This window comes from Gimesia maris (genome assembly GCF_008298035.1).
Lineage (GTDB): Bacteria > Planctomycetota > Planctomycetia > Planctomycetales > Planctomycetaceae > Gimesia > Gimesia maris.
Genome location: NZ_CP042910.1, coordinates 6,936,644 through 6,952,755, shown reverse-complemented (window position 1 = coordinate 6,952,755; position 16,112 = coordinate 6,936,644). Strand labels below are relative to the sequence as shown.

At 51.8% G+C, this 16,112-nt stretch carries 10 protein-coding genes; all 10 read left to right on the top strand.

Annotated elements, in window-relative coordinates:
• Positions 1-4: 4 nt before the first annotated feature.
• The 10 genes from GmarT_RS25830 to GmarT_RS25785 all read left to right on the top strand — a co-directional run bounded on the left by GmarT_RS25830 (position 5) and on the right by GmarT_RS25785 (position 16,083).
• Positions 5-1,342: a pilus assembly FimT family protein gene (locus GmarT_RS25830; protein WP_002644673.1), complete on the top strand. Its 1,338-nt coding sequence runs from the start codon at positions 5-7 to the stop codon at positions 1,340-1,342.
• Positions 1,339-2,676, top strand: a complete 1,338-nt coding sequence (locus GmarT_RS25825; RefSeq protein WP_002644674.1) for a type IV pilus modification PilV family protein — start codon at positions 1,339-1,341, stop codon at positions 2,674-2,676. The genes GmarT_RS25830 and GmarT_RS25825 overlap by 4 nt, the downstream gene beginning before the upstream one ends.
• Positions 2,677-2,720: 44 nt before the next feature.
• A complete protein-coding gene (locus GmarT_RS25820; RefSeq protein WP_002644675.1) occupies positions 2,721-4,289 on the top strand; it encodes a PilW family protein in 1,569 nt (522 codons plus the stop codon).
• A gap of 97 nt (positions 4,290-4,386) precedes the next feature.
• Positions 4,387-9,612, top strand: a complete 5,226-nt coding sequence (locus GmarT_RS25815; RefSeq protein WP_002644676.1) for a hypothetical protein — start codon at positions 4,387-4,389, stop codon at positions 9,610-9,612.
• A gap of 312 nt (positions 9,613-9,924) precedes the next feature.
• Positions 9,925-11,004, top strand: coding sequence for a DUF1559 family PulG-like putative transporter (locus GmarT_RS25810; protein WP_149303428.1), 1,080 nt, complete (start codon positions 9,925-9,927; stop codon positions 11,002-11,004).
• 149 nt (positions 11,005-11,153) lie between these two features.
• Positions 11,154-12,200, top strand: a complete 1,047-nt coding sequence (locus GmarT_RS25805) for a DUF1559 family PulG-like putative transporter (RefSeq protein ID WP_149303426.1) — start codon at positions 11,154-11,156, stop codon at positions 12,198-12,200.
• A gap of 12 nt (positions 12,201-12,212) precedes the next feature.
• Positions 12,213-13,295, top strand: coding sequence for a DUF1559 family PulG-like putative transporter (locus GmarT_RS25800; protein WP_157158995.1), 1,083 nt, complete (start codon positions 12,213-12,215; stop codon positions 13,293-13,295).
• Positions 13,296-13,857: 562 nt separating this feature from the next.
• Entirely contained in the window at positions 13,858-14,484 is a 627-nt protein-coding gene (locus GmarT_RS25795; protein WP_002648881.1) for a ClpP family protease, read from the top strand.
• A 78-nt stretch (positions 14,485-14,562) separates the two neighbouring features.
• Positions 14,563-15,168 carry an ATP-dependent Clp endopeptidase proteolytic subunit ClpP gene (gene clpP, locus GmarT_RS25790; protein ID WP_002648882.1) on the top strand — a complete coding sequence of 202 codons (606 nt, stop codon included), beginning with the start codon at positions 14,563-14,565 and terminating at the stop codon, positions 15,166-15,168.
• 57 nt (positions 15,169-15,225) lie between these two features.
• Entirely contained in the window at positions 15,226-16,083 is an 858-nt protein-coding gene (locus tag GmarT_RS25785) for a hypothetical protein (RefSeq protein ID WP_149303424.1), read from the top strand.
• Positions 16,084-16,112: the final 29 nt, after the last annotated feature.

The window sequence follows — 16,112 nt, the reverse complement described above, 5'->3', positions numbered from 1 at the left end:
ACTTATGCCAGCCTTTCACACGAACAATCAGTTCACTCAGCGATCTTCGCGTCGGCCCGGCTTTACGCTTGTCGAGTTGCTGGTCGTGATTTCGATTATGGCAATCCTGGTTGTCATGACGGTGACTTCGATCAACTTCGCACTCACCAGCGACGTCACCCGTGGCGCCTCGCGTCAGGTGCAGTCCTATCTTGCAGGGGCCCGAGACCGGGCGATCTACGCCAAAGAACCACGGGGTGTTCGCTTTATGGTTGACCCTGATAACCCGTCGGCAGTCACCAGCATGATTTACATTGCTCCCAGCCCCGACTGGAATCAGGGTGTGATCCGCCTGGAACGTATTGATACCGGTTCAGATGGTACACCGGATACCATCCTGCATGTCCGTGGCAAAGGAACAGACTGGAATTTTCTCTATACCCGCGGACAACTGAAAGATGGTGCACGAATTAAAATTCCCGGTGATGATAGCGGTTCCTGGTATACCGTCGATTTACCAAATTCTCCTATTGTCGGTGGTACCGAAATTTTGCGGCTGACCACAGCTTACCGTGATCCAGGGACTTCTGATCCGACTGAAGTCGTGGCTTTCGCGCCTGGCAGTGGACCTTCCAATTATCTGCTGGAACTGCCTCCCGTAGTACTGTCGGGCGAAGAACCGACGCTGCTGCCCAATAACGCCGCCATTGACCTGGACCGTTCTTATTTGCCTCTCAGCTGGCGCATTACCGGGGCCTCCCGCGGTGAGGATGGTCAACCAGGTGCCGCTGGTGTGAATGATGACGGCAGCGGCGGAAACGATGACGATGGTGAACTTCTCTGGCCGGGTACCGATGACTACCGTCTCTACTCCAGCCAGCTTGATCTCATGTTCTCGCCCCGCGGTTCCATTTCCGGCAGTGAAGCAGGAAACGGAAAAATTCATTTTGTCGTCGATACACTTGAGAATATTCAATCTACCTGGCGCGCCAATACCGGCTACGCCGAAGGGGACCGGGTCACTGTGCCGGCGCGTCTGATTACGCCGACTTCTACCAACTGGGATCTGAGCTTCAAACCTTACGATCGAATTTACGTCTGCACAAACCCTGGCACGACCGGAAATAATGTCGGTGTCTTCCTGACCGCTGCCGGACGTCAGGTACGAGACGTGGGAACCGTCACAGATGGCAGCGCGACCTGGAGGGTCGAACTGAATACCACTCCTTCGCTACTGTCCATCTTTACGCGAACCGGAAACGTCAGCGCCTATCCCATGTTCTTTGATGCCGAAGCGGCTGTTCCCACCGGGCAGGCACCCGATGTGTTCTACTATGCAGAAACGGGGGCAACAGCCAAATGAAATCACTTCATCTGAAAACCCGCAATACACCTGTTGGATTTCTGTCCGTTTCGCGGGCCGGTGTCACCCTGATGGAAGTTCTGATGTCCGTCATGATCATGAGCATCGGCGTCGTCTCACTGGCGTCCCTGTTCCCGATTTCCATTCTGCGTGGCGTCCAGGCAACCAAGCTCACGAACGCAACCGTACTGCGCTATAATGCCGAAGCATTGATCGATGCATTCCCGCAACGTTTTGTATTCGATCCTGATGGTTCCCTGGATGCTGATGGAGAAATCGCACATCAACGCAGAAACCGCAATTACATCGTCGATCCCATCGGCAGTTATTACGCCACACTGGATGGGACCGGCCTGGAAGACAGCTTCGGTAACGACGGTTCCAGCAGTCCCGTGACTCGCATTCCCCGCTATCACGCCGGTCTGACTTCGCAGTTGCAGGCGACCAATTTCTTCTCGCAGCAGGATAACTGGACGCTGCTGTACGAAGGGATTCCCTCTAGTATCAACGGCGCGCGAGATACCATTCAGATCGATATTCAGGACATCAATTCCGGTATTCTGACGCTGTCAGAACTGCAGACCACTCTGGCAGATTCCGCGACCGGCGGACGGATTCTGGTTTATGATACCACCGGCAAGCAGGTTCAGGTGCGTGGGATCAGCGGAAGCAGTGTCGACGGCAGCACCGGGGAAATCAGCCTGGGCAATCCGCTTCCCGATAACGGGCTCTATACCAGCATCGCCAAAGTCCGGATTGAACTTCTGAATATGCAGTATTCCTACCTGTTAACCGTCCGTCGTTCGATTGCTACCGATGTTGCTTCTGTTGACGTCGTGGTGTTCCATCGTCGTAATTTCTCCCCGGAGTTTGAAGCCATTCATCAGGTCGAGAACTTTGTGGCTGAATGGCTGCCTGGTACCGATGGTGCCTGGGGCGTTGCCGGTGTCGATGATGACAATGATGATGATATGGACGGGGATAACAGTGATGGTCGCGGCATTGACGAATATGCAGGGGAAGCAGGCGCGGCTGGTTCCGATGACTATCGGCGGCGCAAGTTCACACTCAGGTATAATCCCAGTGTCGAGAGACCACTTCTGAAAAAAGGGGGCTACGTCTTCGACGCCTATAATGCCCGCTGGTACCGCATTCAGCAGATTGTCGATGAAGAGGCAGCCCTTGCCCCTGGTGCCACCACTGCCGAACTGATTCTGGATCAACCCATTATCCAGTCCATCAATGATCCCGGCGATCCGGGGGCGCCTGTCGCCCGTCTGATTGTCATGCCGAATGTCGTACAGGTCTATCCATTGGGAAACAAAGCAAGATAAACAACAGGTAACATCTCCCGGGCCGTAGTAAAGTGAAGTGTTTTATGAAACCGAAAACATCAAATCGAAACCAGAACAGGCAGTCAGATCGCAGTTCCGCTGCGTTCCACACCGGTTTTACGCTCATCGAAATGATCGTATCCGTGGCCCTGGTTCTGCTGATGATGCTGATGTTTACTGAGATCTTCCAGATCCTGTCCGGTTCGATGACCACCCAGCGGGGGATTTCTGAAAACGATCAGCGCGAACGCCTGCTGGTGACCGTTCTGCAGGCCGACCTGGATAACCGTTCGTTCCAATACCTGCTCCCTTTTGCGAATAATGTCTCCTTTACACCGACGCCAGATGATCCGCGCAACCCGGCTTATCATGAAGAAGATCGACGGGGTTACTTCTATATCTCAGAGAACGACCCCAACGATGACACGGATGATTTTCTGCAGTTCACGGTCTCCCGTTTTGCAAATCCGGATCAGCGAGGTACCGAAGATTTTTACTACGGTCGCGCCACCGATCTCAGCGATCGGACATTGGATGGCGGGACCTTACTCCGCAATCATCCCAATCAGCCTGAAGCCGACGATGGACGTATCGTCGCTGATGGAGCTTCACAATCTTCTGCAGCCGAAGTCTGTTACTTCCTGAGAGGCAGTAACCTCTATCGTCGTATCATGCTGATCCGCGAACCATTATCGCTCTCCGGTACACAGAATACGCAGCCCATCTCCTCTGATTCAAGCGACTCGCCATTTTTTCAGCGGTCTGCCAGTACACCCAATCCGCTCTACGGGGAAAGTGTTACTACCGATGACAATTTCTGGCGCGACTTTGATTTCTCTGCTTATATTGACAACAGCGGATTTATCTATGCCCGTTTTCATGATCTGAATGACTTGAATAACAACGACACCACTGTTCTATTCCCTTTGGGGATTCCCAAATATCGTTTCGGGTTTAATCACGATGATACCCTGGGGGGGCTGTCGCGGGAATTTGTTCCTAACGCGGCAGATTCCAACCTGCAACTGTTTATGGGCCGTTTTACACACGAAGAGACGTCACACCGTCATTTTAATTACCCACACAATTCAATGCATTCGTCCATCGGCGGTGGCGGTAATCCCATGGATCCTGCCGGTCCCAGTCTGTTGCTGAATCCAGAGGATCGTGTGGTTGATTTACTGCGCAACGGCCCACGTCGATCGGAAGACCTGGTGCTTTCAAATGTGCGTTCATTTGATATCAAAGTCTTTGATGATGGTGCCCAGGATTTTGTAGACATCGGTGGCTCCACCGCAGTCCGCTTTGCAACAGGCGCCAAACAAAATGTGGACCACGGCAATAACGTCTGGAAAAACGTGTTTGATACCTGGCATATCAATGCCGAATCTGCAGGCGGGGATGGAGATCCTCCCTATCCCATGTTGTCAGATCCCGCTGTTTTAGAATACTTGCCACAGACACCCGTTTACGATGTTGCAACGCAATCTCCAGTTCCACGTGCGTCACCATTATCAGCCATTCGCATTTTAATTCGCTATGAAGACCCGACTTCGGGTCAGGTCAGACAAATGACACTGATTCATCCACTCCGAAACAAGAGTGACGAATAATCGTTTAAGATACCACAGCAGGCACTTTTCCCCATTGTGCCGGACCGGGCCACGGCCTTTGGTCACATTGGGAGACTTTGGAATGAAATTCACTTGTATGAAACAGACCACACACAATGACAGTCAGTTACAGCAGCTGCAGCAGTCGCGTCGCGGTTCGACGTTGCTCATCGTCATTGCCTTACTGGCGATGCTGTCGCTGCTGGGGGTCGTCTTTTATACCTTCGCCTCACAGGAAGAACGCAGCGCGCAGTACTTTACTGAAGCCGCCATCAACGATGCCGACGCCGGTCTCGACGCCGACGTCCTCTTCAACTGGGGACTCCGTCAGTTGATCGTCGGACCCGATGACCAATACTACAACAGTGCCCTGCATGGGAGATGGCACTCCATGCTGCCTAAAATGTTCGGTTCCGATGTCCATCCCTTTAACGGTCAGGGCATCAATGTTGTTATGGATGGAAGTGCTAATCCAGGTAGAATTTTTATCGATCAGAATTATGATGGTATTGATGATGCTACTCAAGGTGGCCTTGGTCTCGATGTTAACGAAGAACTCCTTTCTTTAAACCACAGTCGCGCTGCCCATGGTGGTACGCTTCCCTTTGCATTGCGGTCGGAAAATATTCCCGAACCGGACGTCGATTATACGTCACCCGATATCAACAATCTGTTTCTGGCCTACGATGGCTATACACTGGATGGTGGAACTATCAGACGCGTGGTCATTCCTTCGTTCCTGCGTCCACAATATTTAAGAGATACTTCTACTGGTGATCATATCGATGACTGGTATGAGAACGATGGTACTCTTGTTGCAGAAAAAGATACCCGTACCAGGGTGCTCCGGCCTCATCCGGCACATGTCTTCGTCGATCCGGGTGGAACCGCAACGACTACCCCCCGCTTTACCCCTTTATTTCCTTTTCAGCCCTCCTCGAATCCCAGTGGAACAGCCCAAAATGGAGAACTGGGAATTTTTACCGGTTCCTTTAATTCCGGTGCGCCGATCGTCGAGCTGGATGTAGACAATGACAATGATGGTCTGATCGAAGGGATCTGGATGGACCTGGACTTTCCTCCGGTCGAACATCCCAACCAACCGACTAAATATATTCTGCCTCTCTTTTCCTTTACCGTGTATGACATGGATGGACTGATCAATCTCAATACTGCCGGTAACATGCGGCGGCCCGATGACATTGATTTGAACTATGATCCTACCAACAATTTCTTCGGTGAAGATGATTCCATCTATACCGACAAGTACCTGTTCCTGTCCCGTTCCAATCTGGGGCTCTCGTCGCCGGGAGAAATCAACCCGCAGTGGGCGTTGAACGCACGACCTGATAAAGTAGCCTCAGGCGGAGACATGGTCGATTCGGCCGTCGCCACCGATGTGCTGCTGCAGCATCGCCTTTTCTTCGGCGAATACCCTTATCCTTATGGTGCCATCGGCGCACCACGGACTTACGGGGGCGCGGGAGATTTTCAGGACGCCTATGAAAACAGTGTGGCATGGCGGGAAAATTCCAACATGGAATATTTCTTCCTGAACTTCGGTCGCCCTGAATTCGGCATTCCCAGTCCATTGGATAACGGAACTCAAAGTAATATTTCCGACCTCTATCCCGGTCGCTGGGGCGAAACGAATCTTCTGTACGACTCACAGCGAATCGATCCATCAGATCCAATCTATCTGCTCGAACAGGTTCCCAATCCCACCAAGTCGTTTCCCCGTCCGGGACAGACACTGGTGGACGATAATGCCAACCGCTACGAAGGGGGGACCCTCAGTGGCTCACTGGACGGTAACCGTTCCAACGTGCATTCCTTCATGCATCCCCTGTCTTATAATGGAGCGGGCCGAACAAATAAAACCGGTATCAACTATCGACTGCCTGCGATTGGCTATAATGGCTGGAAAGGCTACGAAGATTTCGAATTTGCCGGCACGACTCGCTATAACGGCAACCCGATCTTCTTCAAAAACTCGATTGCCGATGAGACAGCAGCGCGAGGCACGCTGGTGGACGAAGCTGACGAGATGACGGTCGACCTGGAAAAGGTTCAGCGTCCCTATGATGAACCCTTTACCGCGGCTGACCTGGCATTCCTGCATCTGTCGCAAACCGATCAGGATAATACCGGCGTCAACTCTCGCCTCGAAAACCTGCTCCCCTTTAACTTCGGTCGTGCCTCCACCGTCAATTCCCGCGGCAATGCGATCCGTAAAACATTTACCACGATGAGTTGGGGACGGAAACAGTTTGCAATGGCTGACTCTCTGAAGAACAGGCCGAATGCGGATGGTTCTATCTCAAATCTGGATACTTCAAACCGCTACCTGAGCTGGTTGTTCAGCGCCGATACAAATAACGATGGTAAACTGGAATTTCCCCCCGACTTCACCAATGAAGTTGATTTGGATTTCAGCGGCAACTTGAATTATACCGACTGGTTTGGGAATACGCGCGGGACCAATATTGAAGACCTGAATGGCAGTGGCTCGCGTGATACCAACAAAATTGCCGGGACAGCCCTTGATCCTTTCCGCCGACCCCTTCGTCAGCTCTTAACGGTGGAACGGGGGAATACCACTACGTCTCGTCAGCAGATGAAGCTGAATATCAATCAAGTTCTCGTCTTTGAAGATACCGGCACGGGGCAGACCGTGACCACACGTCCGCTCACACCCCATCCCGGCGAAGATGTCAACGATAATGGCGTGCTCGACCCCGGCGAAGATCTGAATGGAAATAACGTCCTCGACAATCTGACTTCGACGACTATTAACACCAGCTGGTATGCTTATAACCTGCCCGCTTATCCTCCCACTACGACAGAACAACAGGAGTTCTGGGCGCGCTATGATCGTCAGTCAATGGCCCGTGATATCTATGTTCTGCTTTATACGCTGGGCGGAAGCAAAGATAATTTAGACTATCGCGCCGACAACTCCGGAAATGCGCTTTATACAGACACACAAATGAAAGAGATGGCCCAGTTTGCCGTGAATGTGGTCGATGCGCTGGATCCTGATGATGTCATTACCCGTTTTGAGTATGACAAAAATCTGCATGATGGCTGGGGTTTGGGAGATAACCCTTATCGATCAGACGATGAGACCACGCTTGCTTCTTCACTGGGGATTTCCAGCCAGGCTGGTCAGCGCGGAGTCGTATACGGAGTCGAAGCCCAGAAACTGACGCTCAGCGAATTCCTGGCCATCAAAGCCAAGAAAGTGGAAGATTCTTCTTCTAATCCATACGACCACCCTGCCACTGACTACAATGATGAAAAAGACCGTTATTACACGTTTATCGAATTACAGAATTCCTACCACCAGGCAGTCAGTTTTGAAAATGATGCCTGGCAGATTCGCCTGGAGCCACGCGCTAATGCGGGCGGTGTCAGTGGTGATTATTCAAATCTGGATAACCTGGATGTTTCGCATCCAGAACCAACTTTGAATGATACGCACAAGCGGCGTGTCACGCTGCGAAGTGGTGCTGTCAGCAGGGGGGAGATTTTCAGTATTCGCTCCGCCGGCGATAATGAAAATACCGATCCGATGTCGGCCATGCCTCGTGACAGTTTCTTCCGTGTCGATCCGAACTTCGCAGGGGGAGCACCCACATTCACCACGATTGCACCCCGGGACATCACAACGCCTGCCATCGACCTGATTACCGACGATGACAGCACAGACTTCCTGATGACGTCGGAAGCGGACACGGTCACACCGATCTCGACGCGAGGTGATTTACTGAATGATTCCAATACGGATCCCACGAATACCGATTTCAGAGATCTTACCTTTGTCGTTCGACTGATGCGACGTGTTCATCTGGGGCGAGACAAACCTGCAATGAACAATAGTGTGGATAATGATGATAACCCCTGGGTGGAAGTCGACAGCATGGTCGTGTCCGGCATGGAAGAATTCGAGTTGCAGGAATCAGATATGGCAGCCGACATTCAAGATGAATTAAACACGCTTCAAAGTTTTGAACGCGTCCAGCCGTTGCATGCCCGTGGTACGGGGGAAGATAAACACGACGCCGGAAACGCTGGTACCAGTTATCGTGCCAATACTGTAGGCACAATCAACTCCAAGACACGTAATAAATACAAGGGATCCGATCTGGCCATTTTACAGGGTGCAGATGGTGTTCCTGGGATTTCCGGAGTGAATGATGATAATCTGAATGGACCAGATGACGTCGAAGAGGCCGGCTGGGCGTTCGCCGACGACCGTCCCCGCTTCAACCTCTGGCAACCACACTTTGATCGCGACTTTGCATCCAAGGTGGAACTGTTGAGTATTCCCCTCGTCGGTCCCAATCGGATCACCCGCGATCTGGCTACCGAAGCCGGCGTGCAGGCTCGTACTGATACTTCTACGGATGTGGACCGGGCCAACGACGTTCGCTTTGCTGGCGTGCAGAAATTTTTGGACCCCAGTGGCCCGGACGATACTGACTTTGGTGATCCTGCTCCTACTTGTGACGATAACCGCTGGTATCGGGTTCTGGAATTTGTCGAAGTGCCTACCCGATCCCATCGACAGTTAGGTAACCCGCTGAATGACCCCCGTGTGCCGGGACGCATCAATCTGAATACCATGCGGCATCCTGCCGTTCTGGCCGCGCTGCTGGATGATTCCGATGCGTTCACGCTGGATATGAGCGTTACTGACCTTCATCCTCAATTGAATGCCACCCACTTAAGTGGAGGAGACTGGTGGCGGGAATTCGTCGAATCTCGTGATGCCATGGATTTGGGACTTACTAACACTCCCCATATTCCAGGTACACCTGGCTCACGACCTTTCCGCAGTTTCGATTACGCAACCGGTTATACTGATAATGCTACGGTCAATAACCTGCGGGAAAACACAATCTTTCGTAGTCTGCCTACTGACATCAGCAGTTCCAATCCCAACCCTCGTCTGCTGTTTGAACTGACTACCAGTGCCGAGCACCTGGGTTCGGCTGGACTGAATAATGTTGACGTACATACCCGCAATCGGATCTTGTCGAAAATCGATGCCAATACCACCACCAGAAGTAACACATTTGTCGTCTTCATGTCGGTGGCTTACTTTGAGGCAACCGGTGGTGGGACCACCGTCTATGGCGATCCGGTGTCGATCGGGGAGCGTATGTCACCGGATGTCCCGGCGCGGACAGCCAATCAGCCGGACTATCGAGGATTTTTCGTAATTGACCGAACTCGGGCCGAGCAGGCATTTGAACCGAGTACGGGTAAATTTGATCACTGGAAACGTCTGGTTCGTTATCGCCATCAAGTGCAATAAGCGTTATCAGCAAGAAAAAAGGAACCACATTGTTTTACCTGATAATTACAACAGGACAATCGGGTATAATGGTTAATAGTGGCACAGGAATGAGGGGGGATGACATGTAGCCTGAATTACCAGCTCTGGTCGCGGGCCTGTGAGTAGAGTCTGTGGGAAGTAGACGGTTAAAGCGTCTGTTCCTGTAGAGTGGATTAGTCCGGGGATCCTCTGGTTTCCTGTGGAAATGAGATGTTTTTGAGTTTGTTTTTGATACTTGAACACAAGTAATATATAATCTGTTTGAACCGTATTTCTAGTGAGGAGAATGACATGAATATTTGTCGAACCAAACAAAAGCTGCAAAAGCGTAAAGGGTTTACGCTGATCGAACTGCTGGTGGTGATCACCATCATCGGCATCCTGGTGTCGCTGACCCTGCCGGCCATTCAAAGTGCCCGTGCTGCAGCGCGAAAACTGTCCTGTCTGAACAACATGCGAAACGTCGGACTGGCCGTCGTCAACTTCTCCTCCGGTGCCAACTCACAGTTGCCACTGCTGGTGGATCCAAACATTGAAACAACTGACTATGCAACAAATCCCAATACTCACTGGGATGACTTGTCTTGGTGTACCACTATTTTACCATTCCTTGATTCGGTCGGTTTTCGTCAGCGTTGGGATCAGACAGCCAGTGCTGCTGCAGTAAGTGGTGCAGATCCGAGTAATTTGATTGCTTTGAATAGAACCCGTTTTCCAGTCTTCAGTTGTCCTGATGACCAGTTTAGTACCGACTTAGGGGCACTCTCTTATGTTGTGAATAGTGGGTATGTAACCGGTAGTTATAACGCTGACGGGGACTCGAATCATGGTCCAGGCAGCGATACTGCACTGGATGGTACCGCAATGTCAACCGCTGGTCTCCCTGTCAAATTTGCTACAGGTGTTTTCTGGCGTCCCAGTACTTCAAGAATGTCGCTCGACTTCATCTCAGCTGCTGATGGAATGACACAGACTTTAATGTTGACTGAAAATCTGCAGGCGGGTGAATGGGCATGTGTGGACCCAGCAGAAGAAGGCCTCTTGTATACGGGTAGACTTGCATTCGGAGTTGATATGCAGGGATTAAACATGAGCACCGGCTCTTTGAACTTAGCAACTGCCAGTCCTGCGTTCAATCTGTTGAATAGTGTGACTGGCAATGATTCACGGATTGGTTCCAACCTGACCGCCGCCAAAGGAACTGCGTGGCGTCCCAGCTCGAACCACCCCAGTGGTGCTGTGAATGTGATCTTCTGCGATGGTAGTGGAAAATCACTGACACCACAGATGGATGCAGGCGTCTACGCTCGTCTGCTCACTCCCGCTGGACTGCGTTATGGTCAGGCTGTGGTTGACGGGACTTCCTTCTAAGCGAGTGAAGTTGACTGCAACCTTTATTTGAGTCATTGTTCTCAAATCGGTTCAAACATGCGGGCACCAGGGATCTTAGGATCTCTGGTGCTTTTTTTATGGCCGGTTCACAGACTGTCATACCGTCCCGGGCTGAGCAGGAGCATCTCATGCAGACCCAGAGAACCAGGCAGACACAACTGCAGCGCAGCGGGTATTCGCTGCTCGAGCTGGTGGTGACGATCGTAATGATAGGCATCGTGGTTTCACTGACCCTGCCCGCCCTCCAGCGTTCAAGACAATCGTCAAAAAAACTGTCCTGTCTCAACAACATGCGCAATCTCGGCCTGGCAATCGTCAACTATTCATCGACTGACAATAGCCAGCTGCCATTATTGGTGGATACAGATCGTATCTGGTCGACCCATGGAAATGCGCACAACGCGAACCGGTCCTGGTGTATTGCCATCCTCCCCTATCTGGATCAGGTCGGCTTCCGTGAACGCTGGGATTTAACAGCCCGTGTCGCGGCGGGCCCCGATTCTACTGTGCAATCTGCGGCGGAAAAAAAACTGTCGCAGTTAAAGGCGACCCGCATTCCCATTTTTACCTGTTACGATGATGATACTGCTGCCGATCCCGGTGCGCTCTCTTATTGTGCCAATATTGGTTATGTGACTTCAAATTTTAATACCGCGTCTGATACATCGCATTACGCGAACAGCGCCGATGGCGGCTTTGATGCGGATCCCTCTGTCGACACTGATGTCCCCATGAAATTTGCCTCGGGTGTCTTCTGGCGACCGCATACCTCTCGCATGTCGCTGGATTTCATTTCCGCCGCCGACGGCATGACACAGACGTTGATGCTGTCAGAAAATCTGCAGGCCGGCGAATGGCATGCGACGACGACAGGTGAGATCGGCTTTGGTGTGGACATGGCAGGCATCCTCAACGGTGCTTCGCTGAAACTGCCTGCCAACTATGATCTGCGAACGGCAACCACGGATTCACGCATCGGTTCCCAACTGAGAGCAGAGAAGGGGACCGCCTGGAGACCCAGTTCCAATCACCCCAGTGGTGCCGTAAATGTGATCTACTGTGATGGCAGTGGAAGATCGCTGGTACCATCCATGGATCCCGGCGTGTACGCGCGACTATTCACACCCGCGGGTTTACGCTATGGCCAGGATGCTGTAGATGGCACTTCTTTCTAGATGGAGAAAAGCATGAAGACACAAATAACGAACACAATTTTAAAACAGCGCCACGGCTTTTCGAAGATCGAACTGTTAGTAGTCCTGTTCGTCATCGCGCTCCTGATCGCGCTGATCTTACCGGCCCGTGAACGAGCGCGAGGAGTAGCCAAAAAGCTGTCTTGTCTGAACAACATGCGAAATATCGGTCTGGCAACGATCAATTTTTCCTCAGGGGCCAACTCTGAATTACCGCTGCTGGTGGATCCCAATCAGCAGGTTTCCACCGAGGATGATCCGAATGCCAATGCCGGTTATGATGACCTGACCTGGTGCACCACAATTCTGCCCTTCCTGGACAATGTCGGTTTTCGTCAGCGGTGGGATACGACTGCGAAGCTGGCAGCAGATCCCGATACGAATACAGACGCGATCAAACAACTGGCTGGATTGAACGCCATTCGCTTTCCCGTCTTCTCCTGCCCCAGTGACGAGTCTGCAACAGATCAGGGGGCACTCTCTTATGTTGTTAATGTTGGATATGTGACGGCCAACTATAACAAGACGGGGGTAGGTTATAACGCCTCCACCGGAGTCGGTCATCATCCGGCCGGCGATGGCGGTCTGGATGGAGATCCTGCGACGACGGACGACGTTCCGGTCAAGTTTGCCAGCGGCGTGTTCTGGCGACCGTTCACTTCCCGCATGTCTCTGGATTTCATTTCGGAAGGGGACGGACTGGCTCAGACGTTAATGCTGTCAGAAAACCTGCAGGCCGGAAACTGGTCCGAACAGGATACAGGCAGCCTGGGTTTCGGCATCGACATGCAGGGTGTCTATCCCAGCGGCAGCACGACGTTGAAACTTCCCACCGGATTCGATCTGCAGAATAAAACCACTTCAACCGATTCCCGCATCGGTGCTCACCTGAACGCGAAGAAGGGAACCGCGTGGCGCCCCAGTTCCAATCACCCCAGTGGCTCAGTGAACGTGATTTTCTGTGATGGGAGTGGTAAATCGTTTTCGCCCGAAATTGATCCAGCCATCTACGCCCGCCTGCTCACTCCCGCCGGTCAGCGATACGAACAGGCGGAACTGGAAGAGGGTGATTTCTGATCGAGGCAGATTACCGTATTTTCATAAAGCGCCTTGCTCACCAATCAACGTCACCTCGATAAGACCAGAGTTCGCCGGATCTCGGAGATTTTTTACCGTTAATTCAGATACTGTATATGTGTACGCTTTTTGCCGGGGTGCTGACAACCTAAGCTTTCCTAAAGGGCGTCACATTCACATGTGATCTCTCGTATTATTATACTTGATTCAGACAAACCTGGAGACGTTCCGGTAAAACTGACTGAGTCCAGAGAGAAAAAGAAAGCGATGTTGAGACTGCTGCGAAAGGGAACTTTGCATAACGTCTCTTGACGAATCACAGGGAAATCGGATAAGGAACGGTATATAATTTTCAAATCAACAGGAGGGTCTTCCTGCGCGAACGTGTGCGGGTCAAAACAGGCTCTCTTCCTCCCTGTCAGGGAACAGAAATAATCGAGCTGCCGCTTGACTGCCTGTCGCAGGCCAGCCATAGTCGGTGGTTCAAAACGATGTGAGAGTTAAATCAGAATTAACCTCGTCACGAGTCACTATAGCAACCATTACATCTCAGGATCATATCATGTTTGACCCCCTTTCCGGGCAGATGCCAACGCAGGCAAATCAGCGTGCCAGAAGTTATTCACAGCAGCGTCAGATGGGGATTGGCGATCTCCTGCTGGACAACCGGATCATCTTTCTGGACAGCGTGATCAACGATGCCAGCGCGAATTTAATCGTGATGAAGCTGCTGTACCTGCAGTCCGAAAACCGGCACCAGGACATCAATTTATACGTCAATTCCCCCGGCGGTTCCGTGACCTCCACAATGGCCATCTACGATACGATGCAGTTTATTGAATGCGATGTCGCCACTTACTGTGTCGGCCTGGCAGCCAGTGGCGGAGCGATCCTGGTCGCCGGCGGTCAGAAAGGCAAACGTTACATTCTGCCTCACGCCAAAATGATGATTCATCAGCCTTACGGCGAAGTCGGCGGACAGGTTTCCGACATCGAAATTCAGGCCAAAGACATCCTCGATACACGTGAAGTTTTAAACCAGATTCTGGCCAACCACACCGGTCAGTCAATCGAACAGATTGCCCTCGATACCTCGCGCGATCGCTTTTTGACCGCTCCCCAGTCGGTTGAATACGGCCTGGTCGATGAACTGCTGGTTCGCGATAAAAAAGATAAAGACAAAGAATAGAAAACAACATACGTCGGCAGACAGACTGTCGAATGATTATCAACCATCAAATTTATCATCAATTGAAGTGAGTTTTATATGACGGTCCTTACTCCTTATGTGATCGAAAAGAATGGCCGCGATGAACGGGCCATGGATATTTACAGTCGTCTGCTGCAGGACCGCATCGTGATGATGGGGTCACAGGTCAACGATCAGGTGGCACAAAGTCTGGTCGCCCAGCTGCTGTTCCTCCAGTTCGATGATCCCGAAGCAGACATCCATTTTTACATCAATTCACCCGGTGGTTCCGTAACCGCGGGAATGGCCATCTATGATACGATGCAGTACATCTCCTGTGACGTGGCGACCTACTGTATCGGGCAGGCTGCCAGTATGGGTGCCCTGTTGCTGACTGCGGGTGCCGCCGGAAAACGCAACGCGTTACCGAACAGCCGCATCATGATTCACCAGCCACTGGCCGGGATGCAGGGAACGGCAACCGATCTGGAAATTCATGCGAAAGAAGTACTGAAGATGAAGCGGCGTCTGAATGAGATTCTGCTGCATCACACTGGTCAGACGCTCGAAAAAATTGAAGAGGATACAGACCGCGACAACTTCATGGATGCCCAGGAAGCCAAGTCGTACGGTCTGATTGACAACGTTCTGGAGCATCTTGAACTGCCTGGAACCAAAGAATAATTTCAATCTGATTTAGAGGAGGGCAGAAGAAACGTCTTCTGCTGAAATTGATTTCCGATGAAGCAATACCTTACGACATGGATGTCGTTGTTGTTGATTCTCACCCTTACCGGGTGTGGAGGTCGTGGTCATTCTGATTTGCTGGAAGCCCGACTGCGTCAGCAGGAAGACAGTATTTTTGCCTTGCAGCGCGATTTGAAAGAATCGCAGCATGCTCTGGATTCGGCACGACATCAGTCTGAAGAGATGTCGAAGCAACTGGCGAAAGCATCCAGCGGCAGCCTGCTGCCCGAGCAGACCAAAGCCCTCTACAAAGTAACCGGTGTGAAGGTTAACAGCCTGCTCACCGGGGGCGTGGACCTGGACAGCAAACAGGGGGATGAACTCTGGACGACCGTCGTCACCCCCCATGACGCCGATGGGGAAACGGTCAAACTGCCCGCCGATTTCGAACTGGAACTGGTCGATCTGAATCAGCCCGAAGAGAATCGAAGGGTTGGCCTGTGGACCTTCGACAGCCAGGAAGTGCGCTCTCACTGGTACTCCGGCTTTGCCGGTTCCGGGTTCCGCTTCGAACTGCCCTGGCAGACCACACCACATAATTCAGAACTGACCCTGGTCGTGCGTATGAAGTCGCCCGATGGCCGTATCTTTAATACGACCTCGCCTCTGAAAATTGCACAGATCGAAAATACCACTTCCGTCAAACAGGCTGTCTCCCGCGAGCGACTGACACCCGCAGAGCCAGCGCGGATTTCATTCGATGAAAATCCAGCCGTCATTCAACAACAGTCTGCTACGGTTTCTGCCGAAATCGAAAATCCTTTTGAGGAAGTTCGCGAGGACCAACCTACAGCTCCGTCGCCGTTTCAGGCGGATGATGAGTCACCGTTCCGGGTGATTACTGACGAGTGACCCTCGACGCGACCTATGATAAAAAAAGC

What these genes read in the sequence shown, in the direction of transcription:
- GmarT_RS25800 (WP_157158995.1), top strand. Translation starts at nt 12,213, where the DNA reads ATGAAGACACAAATAACGAACACAATTTTAAAACAGCGCCACGGCTTT.
- GmarT_RS25820 (WP_002644675.1), top strand. Translation starts at nt 2,721, where the DNA reads ATGAAACCGAAAACATCAAATCGAAACCAGAACAGGCAGTCAGATCGC.
- GmarT_RS25825 (WP_002644674.1), top strand. Translation starts at nt 1,339, where the DNA reads ATGAAATCACTTCATCTGAAAACCCGCAATACACCTGTTGGATTTCTG.
- GmarT_RS25795 (WP_002648881.1), top strand. Translation starts at nt 13,858, where the DNA reads ATGTTTGACCCCCTTTCCGGGCAGATGCCAACGCAGGCAAATCAGCGT.
- GmarT_RS25810 (WP_149303428.1), top strand. Translation starts at nt 9,925, where the DNA reads ATGAATATTTGTCGAACCAAACAAAAGCTGCAAAAGCGTAAAGGGTTT.
- clpP (WP_002648882.1), top strand. Translation starts at nt 14,563, where the DNA reads ATGACGGTCCTTACTCCTTATGTGATCGAAAAGAATGGCCGCGATGAA.
- GmarT_RS25805 (WP_149303426.1), top strand. Translation starts at nt 11,154, where the DNA reads ATGCAGACCCAGAGAACCAGGCAGACACAACTGCAGCGCAGCGGGTAT.
- GmarT_RS25830 (WP_002644673.1), top strand. Translation starts at nt 5, where the DNA reads ATGCCAGCCTTTCACACGAACAATCAGTTCACTCAGCGATCTTCGCGT.
- GmarT_RS25815 (WP_002644676.1), top strand. Translation starts at nt 4,387, where the DNA reads ATGAAACAGACCACACACAATGACAGTCAGTTACAGCAGCTGCAGCAG.
- GmarT_RS25785 (WP_149303424.1), top strand. Translation starts at nt 15,226, where the DNA reads ATGAAGCAATACCTTACGACATGGATGTCGTTGTTGTTGATTCTCACC.